This is a genomic window from Bacteroides sp. NSJ-48 (assembly GCF_014287405.1).
Classification (GTDB): Bacteria; Bacteroidota; Bacteroidia; order Bacteroidales; family Bacteroidaceae; genus Bacteroides; species Bacteroides stercoris.
Window position 1 is genome coordinate 35890 of the sequence record NZ_JACOOD010000023.1, and the last position, 17949, is coordinate 53838.

Consider the following 17949-nt stretch of genomic DNA (forward strand, 5'->3'; position numbering starts at 1 on the left):
GGTATGTCGAAATGAATGACAAACTATATGTTTTGGGCAGGGCCAATGATGTAGCAATCAAAAATTTCGACATCCTCAATCATAAAGCTGAATTCGGCATTTCGAGACAATTCAATAATCATCCTTTTTACTCCTAAAATTTATGGAACAGCAAGGAGAAATAGTACTTTATCAGCCAGAAACAACCTTCAAGCTCGAAGTGCGATTAGAAAACGAAACAGTTTGGCTCACGCAAGCACAAATTGCAGAATTATTCGGTACCGGCAGACAAGCCATTACCAAACATCTGAAAAATATCTTCAACAGCAATGAATTGGAAGAAAATTCAGTATGTTCCATTTTGGAACTAACTGCTGCGGACGGCAAAACCTATAAAACCAAGATATATAATCTTGATGCGATTTTATCCGTAGGATATCGTGTCAATAGTAAAAATGCAACCTCTTTCAGATGTTGGGCAAACAAAATATTAAAAGAATACCTGCTGAGAGGATATTCGATTAATAAACGGCTAAACAACATCGAGCAAAGAATAAACAATGATTTACCGAAACACGAACAACGTATCGGGCAAATAGAAGAAAAAATAGATTTCTTTGTCCGTACCGCCCTTCCACCCGTAGAAGGTATCTTTTTTGAAGGACAAATCTTCGATGCCTATGTTTTCGCCTCTAATCTGATAAAATCAGCCCAAAAGACAATTGTTCTCATTGACAATTATATTGATGAAAATACCCTTATGATACTTAGTAAGAGAAATGAAAAAGTGGAAGCTACTGTATATACAGCCAAACTCACCAAACAGTTGCAATTGGACCTGCAACGACACAATGCTGAATATCCGGCAATAGCCATCCATGAATACAAGCAGTCTCATGACCGTTTCCTCATCATAGACTCCGAAGTTTTCCACATAGGGGCTTCCTTGAAAGATCTTGGAAAAAAATGGTTTGCTTTTTCAAAACTGCATTTCTCCCCGCAAGAACTGATTGAGAGGATGCTGACAGAAATACAGAAATAATTAATCTTCTAAAGATACGCTACAAATGAAAAATAACAACCTGAAGTATCTCATTGCAGGAACCGGCGGCGTAGGCGGTTCAATAGCCGCATTTCTCGCTCTCGCCGGAAAGGATGTCACCTGTATTGCCCGTGGCGGACATCTTGCCGCCTTACGTGAAAACGGATTGAAGTTACATTCCGATTTAAAAGGCGAGCATACATTGGCCGTTCCGGCTTATACGGCAGAGGAATATGCCGCCCTCGCCTCTTCGGCGGACGCTTACAAGGCAGACGTTATTTTCGTATGCGTCAAAGGGTATTCCGTAGATTCCATTACGGAATTAATCAGGCACGCCGCACACAAGGACACGGTAGTAATCCCCATCCTGAACGTCTATGGCACAGGTCCGCGCATCCAGCGGCTGGTTCCCGGCGTCACGGTACTGGACGGCTGCATCTACATCGTAGGATTCGTATCCGGCAAAGGCGAAATCACGCAAATGGGCAAGATATTCCGGTTGGTTTACGGGGCACACAAAGACACCATTGTTTCCCGTGAAACATTGGCAGCCATACAGCGGGATTTGCAGGAAAGCGGCATCAAGGCCGACATATCTTCCGACATCAACCGCGACACCTTCGTCAAATGGTCTTTCATCTCGGCCATGGCCGTTACCGGAGCTTACTACGACGTGCCTATGGGCGAAGTGCAGAAGCCCGGCAAAGTACGCGACACCTTCATCGGGCTTTCGCAGGAAAGCGCGGCCTTGGGGCGGAAACTGGGCATCGGGTTCGAGGAAGATATCGTAGCGTACAACCTCAAGGTAATCGACAAGCTTGCCCCCGAAAGCACCGCTTCCATGCAAAAAGACATGGCGCGCGGCCACCAAAGCGAAGTGCAGGGATTGCTTTTCGACATGATTGCGGCAGCCGAAGAACAGAATATCGACATCCCTACATACAGAATGGTAGCGGAGAAATTCAAATAATTTTATACCTTTGCCTCACCATCTTATACAGTTTCCGTCTTCCGGAGCGTAGCGCAGAACCTCTTCCGTGCAATACACAAAAAGAGCAGATTCTGCGCTACGTTCCGAAGGACGAAAACAAAGATATAAACTAACTTAAATTGCTTATGAATATGCTGACTCTCCTCTCTATCAACTGGAATCCCAACCCGGAACTGTTCAACCTTTTCGGCAGCCTTCCAATCCGGTATTACGGCCTGTTATGGGTGGTAGGCATCGCTCTTGCCTACGTAATAGTACACCGCCAGTACCACGACCGGAAAATCGACGAAAAGACATTCGAACCGTTGTTCTTCTACTGCTTCTTCGGCATCCTGGTAGGAGCGAGACTGGGGCACTGTCTGTTCTACCAGCCGGATTATTACCTGAATCACTTCTGGGAAATGATACTTCCCGTGAAGTTCCTGCCGGACGGCGGCTGGAAGTTTACCGGTTACGAAGGGCTTGCCAGTCACGGCGGTACGCTGGGACTGATTATCGCCCTCTGGATGTACTGCCGCAAAACCAAGATGCACTATATGGATGTGCTGGACATGATAGCCGTAGCCACACCTGTCACCGCCTGTTGCATCCGCCTTGCCAACCTGATGAACTCCGAGATTATCGGCAAGCCGGCCGATGTGCCCTGGGCTTTCGTCTTTGAACGGGTGGATATGCTGCCCCGCCATCCGGCACAGCTCTACGAGGCAATCGCCTACTTCATCTTCTTTCTGGGCATGGTCTACCTGTACAGGCGCGGACAAAAGCAGCAGGAAAACAAGCTCGAAACGGACTTCAGCACCACCAAAGCCAAGTCCACCGCAGTGCAAACCGGCGCTACCCTACCCTACCACCGCGGTTTCTTCTTCGGCCTCTGCCTGACTGAAATATTCGTATTCCGCTTCTTCATCGAGTTCCTGAAAGAGGATCAGGTGGATTTTGAAAGCGCAATGACGCTGAATATGGGGCAATGGCTCAGCATTCCGTTCATACTTATCGGAGTGTACTTCATGTGTTTCCACGGCAAGAAAACGGCAGGAAAATAAGAACTCCGCAACAATAAAAAAGTATCAAGGCATGAAACCGACAGTTCCACCTAAGGAAACTGAAAGTTCCATGCCTTGATATTTCTTGTTCCGCTACGTGAAACAAAGAGTTTCTCACGGGGAAACAAACCGTTCCCTCAGGAGAAATTTTTGTTTCATTCTTTGAAACCCGACTTACATCGCAGGTTACTTTCCTTTGACTATCCGCTTGATGTCATTCAGCTTGTTCAGCGCTTCGAGCGGTGTCAGGTTGTTCACATCCAGGTTCAGTATCTCGTCGCGTATCTGGCACAACACCGGGTCGTCGAGCTGGAAGAAACTGAGCTGCATGCCGCCGCGCGTCTCTCCCACTTCAACCATCGGCTTGGCCGCGATGCCTTGCTGGCGGTTGTCCTTTTCAAGCTGTTTCAATATATCACCGGCGCGTTTCACGATACTTTTGGGCATACCCGCCATTTTGGCTACATGGATACCGAAGGAGTGCTCACTGCCGCCGCGTTCCAATTTGCGCAGGAAAATGACCTTATTGTCGACTTCCTTCACCGACACGTTATAGTTCTTGATACGCTTGAAGGACTTTTCCATCTCATTCAGTTCATGGTAGTGCGTGGCGAAGAGCGTGCGCGCTTTGGCGCGCGGATGTTCGTGGATATACTCCACAATGGCCCACGCAATGGAAATACCGTCGTAAGTAGAAGTACCGCGCCCCAATTCGTCGAAGAGCACCAGACTGCGGGAAGAAAGGTTGTTCAATATGTCCGCCGCCTCGTTCATCTCCACCATAAACGTAGACTCGCCTACGGAGATGTTATCGCTGGCTCCCACACGGGTAAATATCTTGTCCACCAAACCGATATGCGCGCTTTCGGCCGGAACAAAGCTACCGATTTGCGCCATAAGCGTAATCAAAGCGGTCTGACGGAGCAACGCCGACTTACCCGCCATATTGGGACCGGTAATGATGATTATCTGCTGCGTGCTGCTGTCCAGCATTACATCGTTCGCTATGTACTTCTCGCCTATCGGAAGCTGCTTTTCGATGACCGGATGACGTCCCTGGCGTATTTCCAGCACCTCGTCGTCGGAGATTACGGGACGGATATAATTGTTTTCGCGGGCCGCGGTGGCAAAGGAAAGCAGACAGTCCAGACGCGCTATCTGGTTCGCATCAATCTGAATGGCGGAAATGAACTCGTTCAGCGATTGTACCAGCTCTGTGTAAAGCTGTGTTTCCAGTACCAGTATTTTGTCTTCGGCGCCGAGTATCTTCTCTTCGTACTCTTTCAATTCCTGCGTAATGTAGCGTTCGGCATTGACCAGCGTCTGCTTGCGAATCCATTCTTGCGGCACTTTATCTTTGTGCACATTGCGCACTTCGATATAGTAACCGAACACATTGTTATAACCTATCTTCAAGCTGGGAATCCCCGTCTGTTCGCTCTCCCGCTGCTGTACCTTCAAAAGATAGTCCTTACCGGAATAAGCTATCTGACGCAACTCGTCCAGCTCGGCATTCACGCCGGATTTTATCACGCCGCCTTTATTGATGAGCAACGGGGGATCGTTGTTGATTTCCTTATCGATGCGGTCACGAATGGCGCGGCAGATGTCCAGTTGCCCACCAATGTGGTTCAGACTGGCGTTATCGGCATCCATACAGGCTTCCTTAATAGGCTCGATTGCCTGCAAGGCTACTTTCAAGGCAACCACCTCACGGGGAGAGACACGCCCCACGGCTACTTTGGAGATGATACGTTCCAGGTCACCTATCAAATGCAACTGCTCTTCAATCAGTTCCTTGAAGTCGGGTTGGCGGAAGAAATACTCCACTACGTTCAATCGCTCATTAATGGGCTGCACATCTTTCAGGGGGAACACCATCCAGCGCTTCAACAGACGGGCTCCCATCGGACTGATAGTTTTGTCTATCACGTTCAACAGGCTGCTGCCGCCGTCGTTCATACTGCCCATCAGCTCCAGGCTGCGCACCGTAAACTTATCCAGGCGGACGTATTTGTCTTCTTCTATGCGCGCCAGCGAAGTGATATGCCCTATCTGCGTATGCTGCGTCAGAATGAGGTACTGCAAGACAGCCCCCGAAGCAATGATACCGTTCTTGAGGTGTTCCACGCCGAATCCTTTCAAATTCTTTACTTCAAAGTGTTTCAGCAGCTTCTCGCGGGCGGTGGTTTCCGTAAATACCCAGTCTTCCAGCTCGAATGTAAAGAACTTGCTGCCGAAGTTACCCTCAAACATTCCCCGACGGCCACGTTCAAAAAGCACTTCTTTCGGAGCAAAGTTATTCAACAGCTTGTCCACATAGTCGAAAGGCCCTTCGGCGGTCAGGAACTCACCCGTAGAGATGTCCAGAAATGCCACGCCGCAAGCGCCTTTACCGAAGTGAACGGCGGCAAGGAAGTTGTTTTCCCGGTAATTCAGTACGTTGTCGTTAATGGACACACCCGGTGTTACCAACTCGGTGATACCGCGTTTCACCAGTTTCTTGGTGAGCTTCGGGTCTTCCAGCTGGTCGCAAATGGCTACGCGCTTGCCTGCACGTATCAGCTTGGGCAGATACGTATCGAGCGCATGATGAGGAAAACCGGCCATTTCAATCGTTTTCCCTTTGCCATTGGCACGCTTTGTCAGGGTAATGCCTAAAATTTCAGAAGCTACAATAGCATCGGTGGAATAAGTCTCATAGAAGTCGCCACAACGAAACAGCATGACGGCATCGGGATGTTTCGCCTTCAAATCAAGGAACTGTTTCATCATCGGGGTAAGGACAATATCTTCGTTCACAGCGGTATCTGTTTAGAGTTTTAATGTAATTTGATTAAGCAGGACAAAGATAATCCTTTTTTAGAAAATACGTATGTAGAGGGTTTAAATCCTTAGTAAGCCTTAACAAAGTGGGTATTTTTGCTAAAACGTGTTATAAAACACACTTTTTTATTTGTTTTATTTGGAGATTTCCCAAAAGTCCGTACCTTTGCAATGTGTTTTTCATAGTATTAGATTTAAGGTTAACAAAGGTTGGAGTACAGCGGTACTCCTTTTTTTATGCCTGTATGTCTCATTTCACACTTGCCAGCATCAAAGTAGCGTCATTGTGATTCAGTTCGTAAACGCTGGTTTCAATATTATCATTGTAAGCATTGTCCTTGGAGTTCCAACGGGCATAGCTCAAAGAAACCTCATCACCCGTATATTCGATATTCAGCTTAAAGTAAGGAACCCACGCTTCTTTTACACTGTCCCATTTGGAAGCTTCTTTGCTGATTACACGACTCTCATTGTCATAGCCATAAGTATAACGCAGGTGACGGAATAAATAACCATCCTCATTACGGAAGATTGTCCGGGCTGTTACCAGTTCGCCGCTCATTTCCTCGTTCTTTACGTAATCCGTAGGATTCATTGCATTCGCAGAGAAGTTTAATACGCTTGCCATTACTACGCTACCATTACCACTGCCTTAAGAATTACATTTGTCTTCATAATCGTTATGTTTTTATTGTTATTATTAGTTTGAGTTATTCAGGCTTTCTTTGCCGAGCGCCTTCGGCTATATATAGTCAATTGCTGTGCCAAACTTATAAACAACTGAAAATCAACGATTATCTAAAACAAAGCTGTGTTCATTTCCGAACAACTGTCCGCGCAAAAGCGAACATTATAAAAAATGCAACTGCCGAAAAATATCTTTCGACAATAACGTATTCAAAAACAGATTTGAAGTTATCTATTCTTTCGAATAGATAACTTCAACTTTAACTCCTGTGGAGCATTTTATGGCAGGAACCTCGACCGTAGTACATCTTTTATCTTTGTCATAAACATACGATACAGCAGTATTACCGTTCACCTTTACGGATACGGGTGCGGCAGTATCAAATATCCGCAACGTATATGAACGTACAGACGCGCCACCCTTATAATTACCCCGACGTGCAGAAATAATATACTTACCTCTATTTCCATCAGCTATTTGTTTCAGAGCTGTTGTAGAGTACATAGTGGCATAATCACTATTATTTCCACTGTCTTCATATAAAGAACTTTCACCATCAGAACCGGCTACAATATTCAGGATTAGATTATCCGGACGTTCGGTAACATTCATTACAGTAGGAGGGTTGTAGGGTATGATAGCCCCTTGTCTGAAAAAATAGGGTATTTGCTCGTGTGTGAAATTCATAACCTTTTTACACGGTCCCTCAATAAGTTCATTGGTAGATACGCTCCACCATTTTCCTTCAGGAAACCAGATTTCCTTGGCACTGATACCATCAACAGCAGCTTCAGTAATAGGAACTACAAGGATATCATCACCGAAAAAATACTCGTTCTCATAGACATAAGCTTCCTCACTATCCGGATATTCATAATACAGAGGACGGCAAACAGATATACCGGTATCATAAGCTTTACGGGCCATAGTGTAGAGATAGGGAAAAAGCGAGTAGCGAAGCCGTACCGCCTCAAGCATCGTCGGAAAATTATCAAACTTCCAAATTCGACGTTCTATGCGTGCATCGTTTGTCGCATGTGTACGGAAAATCGGTGTAAACACTCCGAATTGTATCCAACGAAGTACAAGTTCCGGATCATTTACAATACTCTCATCTGTGAACGCATGTCCGCCAAGATCGTGCCCCCAATAGCCATACCCTACATTCGAAGCTGTAGCCGTAAAATAAGGTTGGAAGCCAAGAGTCTGAAAGTTTATAAGAGCATCGCCCGAAAAACCAATCTGATAACGATGGCTGCCCAAGCCTCCCCAACGGTGGAAAATTACAGGTCTGCGGTCTGTACGTTTTCTCACCATATCGTTAAAGAATATATGATTGCACCAGAATGTTTCACTCAATCCGTAAGTATCATTGCTTGTAAGATGTTGCTGCCAGTCAATCCACCAGAAGTCAACTCCCTCACTTTCGTGATTACGGATGATATTTTTAAAGAATGATTTTGTAAAATCCGTATAGTCAATGCTCCAAGAGATATTATCTTTTTTGTCGTTAAGATACTTACCGTTAAGTTCCGAGTTCATTGCCGCGAAATAGACAGGCGATTCATTCTTGTTTATACCGTCGGCAGGATGAAGATTAAGGGCAATCTTAAAATTATTATCATGGATATCCCGGAGCAAGCCCTTAGGATTCGGAATCAGATTGGTATTCCACGACCATCCTGTCCAACCACCTTTATCTCCGGATTGTCCATTTCCTACGTTCCAGTGCCAATCCATATCCAGAATCATTACATCGGCAGGAATCTTATTATCCTCGATTTCAGACATAATCCGGCGGTAGTCATCTGCCGAATAAGCAGAGTATTTGCTATACCAATATCCGAATACATAATCGGGCGGCAATGGTATCTTACCCGCAATTTTAGTGTAGTCGGAAATAGCTTTCTTATAATCATTACCATAACCCAGATAATAGATGTCAAGAGCATCCGTATCGGAGCGTTCCGCCCACCAGTCAAACTCCATATCCGCATTGGGCCGGAGAGCATAAGAACGCCCACCGTCAGAGCGTATGGCAGCCCATGAATCGTCTATGACAGCCCATCCGGAACGTGATATCAATCCGTTCTCCATTTCGGCACGCTTATTATCTCCATTACTTCCGTCAAGAGTGCGGCAGGTACCTTTAAGATTCAACGAATCTGATTTACCGGGATACCACACAGACTCACATCCATTGTTATCGATAGTTATGGTCAGATTTTCAGGAGACGCAGGAGTTGTCACCGGATTTGTACTTTTGCGATATTTCAACCTTACCTTATCGGTAACTATATACAAATACGTATTGTCTTCCCTCTTCCTGAAACGTGGCACCTTCAGCCTACGATTGGTTACGGTAAACGTAGCTTGGTCCTCAAATATACCTTTAGCACTGTATTCAATACGAATCATTTCCGGTGTAAGAACAGTGAAGCGCGCTTTTCCGCAAATCACCACCGCTTCAGGATTGGCAACCGGATTATTATCGGACGCTGAAGTCTTTGCGGTTGCCAGCATTAGTAGGGCAACTAAACAAATAATTGTTTTCCCCTTTTTAAAATTCAAAAGAAACCCTTGTTGCAAGGGTTTCTTTTGAGAAGAAGATTTCTTAAGTCCATTCATTGGGCATTCAATGTTTCAATTAAAATATTATTTCAGATTCTTCACTCCTTTCATTGCAGCCTTATCCGTAACTTCCATGATACTGATAGCATAACCGCCACCCGGCGCTGCTTTCATTTTCAATACAGATTTGGCCGACACAATTCCTTTCCGAATGGTATAAGCTTGAGGATTAGTTCGATAATGGGCATCCTTACTGTCTTCATAGACAGTGGCAATATACTTCTTATCCTTATCAAGGAAGTCCAACTTCAATGCTGAAATATGACCGTCCTCGTTACTGGTGCAGCCTACAAACCAATTATCCGTTCCCTTAGCCTTACGGGCAACCACAATATAACGTCCCGGTTCGGCTTCAAGATAACGGCTTTCATCCCAATCTACCGCTACATCCTTGATGAACTGAAAAGCATCCATAAAACGTTCGTAATTCTCCGGAAGGTCGGCAGCCATTTGCAAAGGGCTATACATAGTGACATACAATGCCAGTTGACGCGCAAGGGTGGAGTTTACATGAGAATGACTATTGGGATTCAATTTATTCATATCCATTTCGAAAATACCAGGGGTATAATCCATCGGGCCGCCTTGCAGACGAGTAAACGGAAGCACAGTGGTATGAAAAGGTTTGTTACCGGCAAAAGCCTCGTATTCCGTACCTCTGGCAGACTCATTACCAATCAGGTTTGGATACGTGCGGCAAAGTCCCGTAGGACGTACTGCCTCATGGGCATTAACCATGATACGATGCTTCGCAGCTTCAGTCACAGCATACAGATAATGATTATTAAGCCACTGTCCGTAATGATGTTCTCCGCGGGGAATCATATTCCCCACATAACCACTCTTGACCGAGTTATATCCATATTTATTCATCAGCTGATAAGCCGCTTCCATATGCCGTTCGTAGTTACGTACAGAGGATGATGTTTCGTGGTGCATCATCAGTTTCACCCCTTTTGAATGAGCATATTCATTCAGCATTTTAATATCAAAATCGGGATAAGGAGTTTGGAAGTCGAAAACATAATCTTTAGAATTGCCAAACCAATCTTCCCAACCAATATTCCAGCCTTCCACCAATACTTGGTCGAAGCCATGTTCGGCGGCAAAATCAATATACTTCTTTACATTAGCATTGTTAGCCGGATGAACCCCGTTGGGTTTCACCCCGGTATAATCCGTTTCATCGAGTTTCACCGAAGGAATATCCCAAGTATACGCCCATGGCTTTCCACCGGCAATCATTTCCCACCACACACCGATGTACTTCACCGGCTTAATCCAAGAAGTATCTTCATATTTACAAGGCTCATTCAGGTTAAGAATAAGATTCGATGCCAATATCTTCCGTGCGTCGTCACTCACCATCACCGTACGCCAAGGAGTATGGCAAGGACTCTGCATATATGCTTTGTTTCCTACCGCATCCGGAGTCAGCCATGATTCGAATATTAAATTCTTATCATCCAGATTAAGATGCATGCATGAATAATCAACCAACGCAGCCTCGTGCAAATTGATATAAAGTCCTTCGGCCGTTTTCATCTGAAGGGAAGTCTGCACACCGGTAGGCGAGAAAACAGTCTGCGAAGCATTACCGCTGACAGCGCCTTGCAGCAACCCGCGGATTTCGGAAAGTTTAGACTCCGTATAATCATATTCTTGTGTATCATAATCTCCCGGAATCCACCATGCAGTATGGTCACCGCTCATGGCAAACTGCGAATGTTCCTCCCTGACAACGAAATAGACTAAATTCCTCTGCTGAGGGAATTCGTAACGAAAGCCTATCCCATCGTCGTACACGCGGAAACGAAGATTCATAAAACGGCCGGTCGATGTTTGCTTCAGTTCCACCAGCAGTTCGTTATAATAATTACGTATATCCTTATTCTCTCCCCACACCGGTTGCCAAGTTTCATCGAACGAAGATGTAGAGGTATTTACTACTTCAAATCCCTCCTGCAAGCTTTCCTGCCCGTTCAGTTCAAGGCCCAAGGTACTGGGATTGATAACCTGAGATTTCTTGTATTGTAAAGAATAAGAGGGTTTGCCTTTTTCTTGCAGTTCAAAAGAAAGATGGACATTATTGTCCGGAGAAACCTGTTGGTAAACCTTGGTAGCATTCTGCGCTTGCACCGTCAGTGCCATAAACAACGCACAAGTTACCAATACTATCATTTGAAAAGTTTGTTTCATATTCAAAAGTACCTGTTTAAGTAAATAATAAATAAATCTGTATGATTTATCTGAATTCATATCACTAACTGACAGTTTGTATAACCTATATCTATTCCTTGATTATACCTCCCCGCCCCTTTACTATATGAGCCTTTATTAAAAGGCTTTTAATAGTACAAAAAATATCCTCATTCATAGATTATTCCGTTAATATAGACATGTATTTATGAATGAGGATATAAGCTTTTTATAAAATCCTGAAAACTTTTATTTCACCCTGTTGATTCAGTTGTTGCTGATTATAATTTCTCTGCGGTTAATGTTACATTTTCCAATTCGGAAGTATTCAGAGTGAGTTTATAAGTACCGGTTTGGGCTTCAGTTACTTGCCATTTGTAATCTCTACCATTCTCCTGACGACAATCTACATTCATGTTACTTCCTATTGCAAATGGAGTATTTGCCTCAGGAGCATAATAATCATCATTAGTATTAGTATATTCTATTTTGGAGAGTATTTTAAAGTCACCCTCATGCAAGTTGATTATCAATTCATATTTATCGTTATCTATCTTTGTAAAATAGGGAGCTCTTTTCAAATCATAACCATTGTTTTGATTTTCACCCTCTTCCACTGATAAAACACTTCCAACCAAATAAACAACATCTAACTTTTCCACTTCTACTTTCATAGTTTCCACATTAACAGTGACAGTATATGTACCTTTTTCTTTTATCACCCACTTATTATCACGTTTAATGGATTCATTATCATAATATATCACAGGATATGCATTCATTTCCACATTTAATTCTACTTCTTTATTAGTTGTTCCATTCATATTAGGCATTAATTGTACATCTCCAATAATACTTTGTTGAAGGAGAGCAAATTTTATTTCTTGGTTATCATCTTTTACATTTCCTGTCCAAGTAAAGGTTTTCCCATCTTCGCTTTTCATCATTTCATACGGCCGTCCCCAATCCGTGAAACCACTTGCCAAGTATAATCTATCAAATTTCAATGTTCCAGGAACTATTATATTATCATCACTTATATCACCATCGTCCCAATTCTTAATGCTTACTCCTGTAATACTTACATTTATATTTCCTGAAGGAGTTGTTTCAAATTTAACTTTATAAGTATACTTCTTACCAGCTTCAAATGTAGTACTGTTACTAATCGTCGCATTAAATATTTTTTCATTCAATTGAAATGTCAATTTACGATCTTCTGCACTATTGTTTTCTTCATTGGGTAACACAATAGCTTCTGTAAAACGATAATTACTCAAATTCCAATATTTCATAACTATGTCTTTTTTTTCACTCCCATCAGCAATCAACAACTTATCATTCAAAATATCATACTGAATATCAGTATATTGATTGCCTATTGCAGCATATATACCATCGGTATTGACATCACCTTCTATTTCAAAAAAAAGTTTAGTCAAACGATGTTTAAATCCAAGATTAATAATAGGAGTACTTTTACTTGCACCTTCTGCTTTTGCTGACATTAAATCTATACGTGGCTGCTCATCCTGATTAGCTAAATCCAACGATAATTTATTTTCAACTACATTTCCTTGCGGATAATAAGCCACTACATTCACAACATCATCACTTTCGGGAAAATAAGCCGTATTAGTTTCCCCGTCAGGAGAAAAATTACCATTGTTCTTATCAATTACTACATAACGATAATTACTTACATCACCTACTATGCTATTTTCTGCACTTACCATATACACACCGATAGCGTCCTTCTCATCCCAATAGTCATCTGCCGCACGTGTCATCAGCATATTGATATCACCATTTATTTGCAGTGGTACCCGTCTGCTATCCATTACCTGTTCTTCTATTTCATTGCTGCAACCTGCCATCATCAAAGCAGCCAGCATAACAAAACATGTGTTCTTTTTCATTGCTTAAGTCTTTAAAGTTCTTAATTATTTTAACCAATCTAAATCTCCTTTTTCTTCCACAACCCAATTTATGACATTACCGTTGAACCCACCTCTTCCTTCTATATCCAACGGCGTATTACCGCCTTCGTCAAGTTTAGACAATACTTCAGTAAGGTCGGTAGTTATTGTCTCAGTTGTTTCATCTTCTTTAGTTATCTCCACCGTCATTATCTGCCGCTGGGCTTTTTCTTGAGATACCCCCAATAGACGCACAGTACCTTTGAGCCGCATACTTGCCTCACCTTCTGCTACCGGTGACGCAGTAAAACTGACAGAAGCTTTAGCCACACTCAGCAGTTCACCGGTAGTTAGGTCTATACTCGAAACTACATTATCCAGCATACCTGTCACCGATTTAATACTCTCCACATCGGTATCCATTGTTATATTAACTTGACGTGTACGCTGTTGCATCTTTACAGTCAGCCGCAATGTATCTCCTGTCAAAGCAAGTAGTTCATCCTGTACTAAATCCTCCGAAACAGAAAACAAATCATCGGGATTACCTGTAACGACAGAACTTCCCTCACTCCTTGTAGCTACCGCATTCAGGGTAGCTATATTACCGTTAACACTAACTCCTTGCGGTTCATTATACGCCACCATGCCATAATCACTTGTGGAGAGCAATAAAAAACTATTTACATTACCGGTTACTTCCTGTGTTTCATTGCCTATACGCACCATATATTTCGCCGGTGCTGCCGAAGAACATTCCGACCAATCTGCCGTAAGTTTTACCACAGTCCGCGCTTTCTTCATCGGTGCCGGTAATTCGTCTTCGGCACAACTGCCCATCACGCATAGTCCTGCCAAGAGAAGTAAAGCATTGAATTTACATAATCCTATTCGTTTCATTTTTCAATAAATATTAGTTGGTAAACTTTTCATTTTCCTTAATTCTGCTTTATCTTGCACTTCTATCAAACTGATGGCATAGCCTCCACCCGAAGCCGCCCTAAGTTTCAGTTTGGTTTCGGAAGTAGCAATCCCTTTGCGAATAACATAAGCCTGCGGATTTTTCTTCCAATCGGCATCTTTTGCATCGGCATAAACAGTAGCGATATACTTCTTACCGGGAATCAAAAAATCAAGTTTAAGATTGGATACATGCCCATTCTCATCGGCCGTACAGCCTACAAACCAATTATTTGTACCTTTGGCACGTCGTGCTACAGTGATATAATCACCCGGTTCGGCTTCCAAATACCTGCTTTCATCCCAATCTACCGCCACATCCTTGATAAACTGGAATGCATCTATAAAACGTTCGTAATTCTCAGGCAAATCCGCAGCCATTTGGAGCGGACTATACATAGTACAATACAAAGCCAATTGACGGGCCAGTGTAGTACGTGCCTGCTGCTCCTTTTTATAACCGTTCTCGTAATAACTCAAATCTCCCTGAAAGATACCCGGAGTATAATCCATCGGTCCGCCCATTAAACGGGTAAAAGGTAAAATAGTAGTGTGATCCACCGGATTACCGCCCATTGATTCAAATTCGGTTCCACGGGCAGATTCCTGCGCCAACCAGTTTGGATAAGTACGGCACAACCCTGTAGGACGTACAGCTTCGTGACTGTTTACCATAATATTAAAATCCGCTGCGCGCTTTGCCACATGTATATAATGATTATTCATCCATTGCGAAGCATGATATTCGCAACGCGGAATTATAGGGCCTACATAACCCGTTTTTACTGCATTATAACCATGATTCACCATAAATTTGAAAGCATCATCCAATTGTCGTTCATAATCAGCGGCATTGGCAGACGTTTCATGATGCATCATTACACGCACCCCCTTTTCATGGGCATACCGTTGCAATTCATCTACATCGAAATCCGGATAGGGAGAAGTAAAACTAAACTGGCGATTTTTAGTATAAGCCGTCCAGTCTTCCCAACCTTCGTTCCATCCCTCCACCAATACGGCGGCAAAACCATGTTTGGCAGCAAAGTCAATATATCTTTTTACATTATCGGTATTGGCCGCATGACGCCCATTAGGAGTCAGTTTGCTATAATCGGTCACTCCCGGTTTTGCACGATTATAACTGCTGTATGCCCAATCTTTCCCTGTCCCGATAAACATCTCCCACCATACACCGATATATTTCATCGGCTTAATCCAAGATGTATCTGCATATCCGCAAGGCTCATTCAGATTCAGAATCAGCTTACTGGCAAGGATATTCCTTGCGTCATCACTTACTACCACTGTGCGCCAAGGTGAGAAGCAAGGGGTTTGCAAGAAACCTTTATCACCGTTTTTATCCGGTACTAAGCAGGCAGTCAAACAAAAAGACTTATCATTTACATTCAATTCCATAGCTGCGTAATCCACCAAAGCAGCTTCATGGATATTAATGTACAATCCGTTACTCCCTTTCAGCATCAGAGGCGTCTGTACTATCAAATCACCCGCCGATTTCGCTTCATACGACTTCATGGCCACGGATTGTTTAGACATCTCTTCACGTATCTGAGAAAGAGGAGCTGTGGTGTAAGTAAACTCATTAGTGTCATAATCACCCGGCATACAAAAAGCCGTATAATCATGCGCCAAATTGAACTGAGTCAGTTCCTCATTGATAACGAACTTATTCAAAGTAGGTTGTTCGGGAAACTCATAACGAAATCCCAAACCATCATTAAAGAGACGAAAACGTATATTCAACGTGCGCCCGCTGAAACCTTGTTCCAAGGTAAGCAGCATTTCGTTATAATGGTTACGGATAAGCGATTGCTCACCCCATACCGGTTTCCACGATTCGTCCAATGAATCCGTCTGTACCGATTTCACACTGAAATCGTTCATTAATCCGCGTTCATATTTAATATCCAATCCGAGACGACTCGGTGCAAGCACAGCTTTACCTTTATAAGAAAGTTCGTAATAGGGAATTCCCCTTTCTACTACTGTCTTCAGTAATAAATTACCGTCCGGTGAGAAAAGATTCTGCGCTTTCCCCACTGCTGCCAGAAGTAGAAATAACACTATATTAATTGTATTTTTCATATTTCTCTATCTATTCATAAGTGAGACAATCAGAGTTTGGTCAACCTCACAATCTTGCAGGCATGCGCCTCAAGTTCCACATTCAAGTTATCAGCTTCTCCTTCATCTGCATGTTTCCACAAGTCACGCACTTTCATCTTACCCTCAATACCTAAATCGGAGAATTTCACCGAACGAAACTGCTTGGAATCTTCGCGATTGAACAGGCCTATCACCCAGTCACCGTTTGTCATCTGTCCATACCATATCTGACTGTTCGTACTATTTAAAACATCGGATAAAGGTTTACCGGCAAAACCATCCTTATTCAAAGCCAGTATTTCTTCGTTCTGGCAAAACTTCAAATCTGAATTGGCAAAACTATCTCCCGGCACATCGGCAATCGCTACCGGACCGCCCGCCATGAGTTGCAGAGAAATGACACTTTCCTTTTCCGCATCGGAACCGAATGTATTCAAGCGGATAAAGTCACCGTCCATAATCATTTTACCACGTCCGGAGTATTTAGACCAGTGCGTAAAGCCATCGAACATATTGCCACAACTGGGCCAATCTTCAAATACTTTGCCGCGATCGGAATTAGACACATGATGCCAGCCACCGCTCCACGTATCACCAACGATACGCGCCATATTACCATACTCGCGCTCCAGAGCCGCGTCCTCATGCATATTGGGCATTACCAACGAAGTAAATACACCGTATTTCTTTGCAGCCTTACAAATATATTGCAGAGCAAGCTTATAATTCTCTCGTCCGTACCCTTTACCTTTTATGGCATTCATACCGCGGTCGTACCCGTTTTCATAATAACAAAGAAAGTCCATACGGATAAAGTCCACACCAAGATTCTTATAATATTTAAAGAAGCCGTCGATGTACTCCTCAGCGCCTTTATGACTTGCTACTACCCACCAGAAGCCATCGTCGGCGTCAGGATAAAGTACATTATCTTCACCTTGCTTATAACGCAAATCCTTGAAGGTAATATTATCAGTACCCTCTATAATGGTTTCTTCCGGACCATGTATCCACAAAGGATTGTCATAGACACCCAATTTCAGTCCCTTAGCCTTGCACATTTCCGAAAGTTTCTTCAGTTTTACCGATCCGTATTTCGTCATATATCCCATAGGATCGGGCTCGGAAGTACCATCCATCGCCATAAAACCATCTGTACAAATCATATTGTAACCATAAGGAAGCAGATTTTCCGCCACATAGTCGATTATATTCTGCCAGGAACCTTCAGACATATCAATAGCCTGTCCTTGCCCACCGGCATTGACCAATTCTTCATTTCTGCGCTCCAATTTCCAACAGTATTCATAGACACTCCAATAGAGAGGGGCATTATAAGTATGTATTCCTTCCGTATCAGCGTCATCACCGGGAGTTATCACGGGATCATCGGGAATCATATCCGGTGTCCAGCCTGTACCCTTATCCTCGCATCCTCCGAAAAAGAATGTCAATGCCATCAAAAACAGTTTCATATTCAAATTCTTTATCATATCATTATTTTTACCTGAATTTCTCAAACAAGACAATACTTGTTTTAT

At 43.3% G+C, this 17949-nt stretch carries 10 protein-coding genes and 1 pseudogene; 3 read left to right on the forward strand and 8 right to left on the reverse strand.

What is annotated here, in order from left to right; genetic code table 11:
- Window positions 1-142 precede the first annotated feature (142 nt).
- The 3 genes from H8S52_RS11875 to lgt all read left to right on the forward strand — a co-directional run bounded on the left by H8S52_RS11875 (window position 143) and on the right by lgt (window position 3055).
- Window positions 143-1021: a virulence RhuM family protein gene (locus H8S52_RS11875; protein WP_005655812.1), complete on the forward strand. Its 879-nt coding sequence runs from the start codon at window positions 143-145 to the stop codon at window positions 1019-1021.
- Window positions 1022-1046: 25 nt separating this feature from the next.
- A complete protein-coding gene (locus H8S52_RS11880; protein ID WP_118940075.1) occupies window positions 1047-1991 on the forward strand; it encodes a ketopantoate reductase family protein in 945 nt (314 codons plus the stop codon).
- Between the two features lie 152 nt (window positions 1992-2143).
- On the forward strand, window positions 2144-3055 hold the full coding sequence (gene lgt / locus H8S52_RS11885; protein WP_118940087.1) for a prolipoprotein diacylglyceryl transferase: 912 nt from the start codon (window positions 2144-2146) through the stop codon (window positions 3053-3055).
- A gap of 186 nt (window positions 3056-3241) precedes the next feature.
- Here the strand turns inward: lgt and mutS are convergent, their stop codons facing one another.
- From mutS to H8S52_RS11925, 8 genes and pseudogenes are all read right to left on the reverse strand, one after another.
- Window positions 3242-5857, reverse strand: a complete 2616-nt coding sequence (gene mutS / locus H8S52_RS11890) for a DNA mismatch repair protein MutS (protein ID WP_118940076.1) — start codon at window positions 5855-5857, stop codon at window positions 3242-3244.
- 274 nt (window positions 5858-6131) lie between these two features.
- Window positions 6132-6556: pseudogene (locus H8S52_RS11895) on the reverse strand (DUF3836 domain-containing protein).
- A gap of 244 nt (window positions 6557-6800) precedes the next feature.
- On the reverse strand, window positions 6801-9092 hold the full coding sequence (locus H8S52_RS11900) for a glycoside hydrolase family 31 protein (RefSeq protein ID WP_225982453.1): 2292 nt from the start codon (window positions 9090-9092) through the stop codon (window positions 6801-6803).
- 132 nt (window positions 9093-9224) lie between these two features.
- Complete coding sequence (locus H8S52_RS11905; protein WP_370527585.1) at window positions 9225-11381, reverse strand: glycoside hydrolase family 97 protein; 2157 nt, start codon at window positions 11379-11381, stop codon at window positions 9225-9227.
- Window positions 11382-11680: 299 nt separating this feature from the next.
- Complete coding sequence (locus H8S52_RS11910; RefSeq protein ID WP_186909898.1) at window positions 11681-13318, reverse strand: fimbrillin family protein; 1638 nt, start codon at window positions 13316-13318, stop codon at window positions 11681-11683.
- Window positions 13319-13342: 24 nt separating this feature from the next.
- Complete coding sequence (locus H8S52_RS11915) at window positions 13343-14218, reverse strand: FimB/Mfa2 family fimbrial subunit (RefSeq protein ID WP_118940080.1); 876 nt, start codon at window positions 14216-14218, stop codon at window positions 13343-13345.
- 3 nt (window positions 14219-14221) lie between these two features.
- Window positions 14222-16387, reverse strand: coding sequence for a glycoside hydrolase family 97 protein (locus tag H8S52_RS11920; RefSeq protein WP_118940081.1), 2166 nt, complete (start codon window positions 16385-16387; stop codon window positions 14222-14224).
- Between the two features lie 29 nt (window positions 16388-16416).
- Window positions 16417-17883, reverse strand: coding sequence for a glucan 1,6-alpha-isomaltosidase (locus H8S52_RS11925; protein ID WP_225982458.1), 1467 nt, complete (start codon window positions 17881-17883; stop codon window positions 16417-16419).
- Between the last annotated feature and the right edge of the window lie 66 nt (window positions 17884-17949).

What these genes read in the sequence shown, in the direction of transcription:
- H8S52_RS11900 (WP_225982453.1), bottom strand. Translation starts at nt 9,092, where the DNA reads ATGCTGGCAACCGCAAAGACTTCAGCGTCCGATAATAATCCGGTTGCC.
- H8S52_RS11915 (WP_118940080.1), bottom strand. Translation starts at nt 14,218, where the DNA reads ATGAAACGAATAGGATTATGTAAATTCAATGCTTTACTTCTCTTGGCA.
- H8S52_RS11925 (WP_225982458.1), bottom strand. Translation starts at nt 17,883, where the DNA reads ATGAAACTGTTTTTGATGGCATTGACATTCTTTTTCGGAGGATGCGAG.
- H8S52_RS11920 (WP_118940081.1), bottom strand. Translation starts at nt 16,387, where the DNA reads ATGAAAAATACAATTAATATAGTGTTATTTCTACTTCTGGCAGCAGTG.
- H8S52_RS11880 (WP_118940075.1), top strand. Translation starts at nt 1,047, where the DNA reads ATGAAAAATAACAACCTGAAGTATCTCATTGCAGGAACCGGCGGCGTA.
- lgt (WP_118940087.1), top strand. Translation starts at nt 2,144, where the DNA reads ATGCTGACTCTCCTCTCTATCAACTGGAATCCCAACCCGGAACTGTTC.
- H8S52_RS11905 (WP_370527585.1), bottom strand. Translation starts at nt 11,381, where the DNA reads ATGATAGTATTGGTAACTTGTGCGTTGTTTATGGCACTGACGGTGCAA.
- H8S52_RS11875 (WP_005655812.1), top strand. Translation starts at nt 143, where the DNA reads ATGGAACAGCAAGGAGAAATAGTACTTTATCAGCCAGAAACAACCTTC.
- H8S52_RS11910 (WP_186909898.1), bottom strand. Translation starts at nt 13,318, where the DNA reads ATGAAAAAGAACACATGTTTTGTTATGCTGGCTGCTTTGATGATGGCA.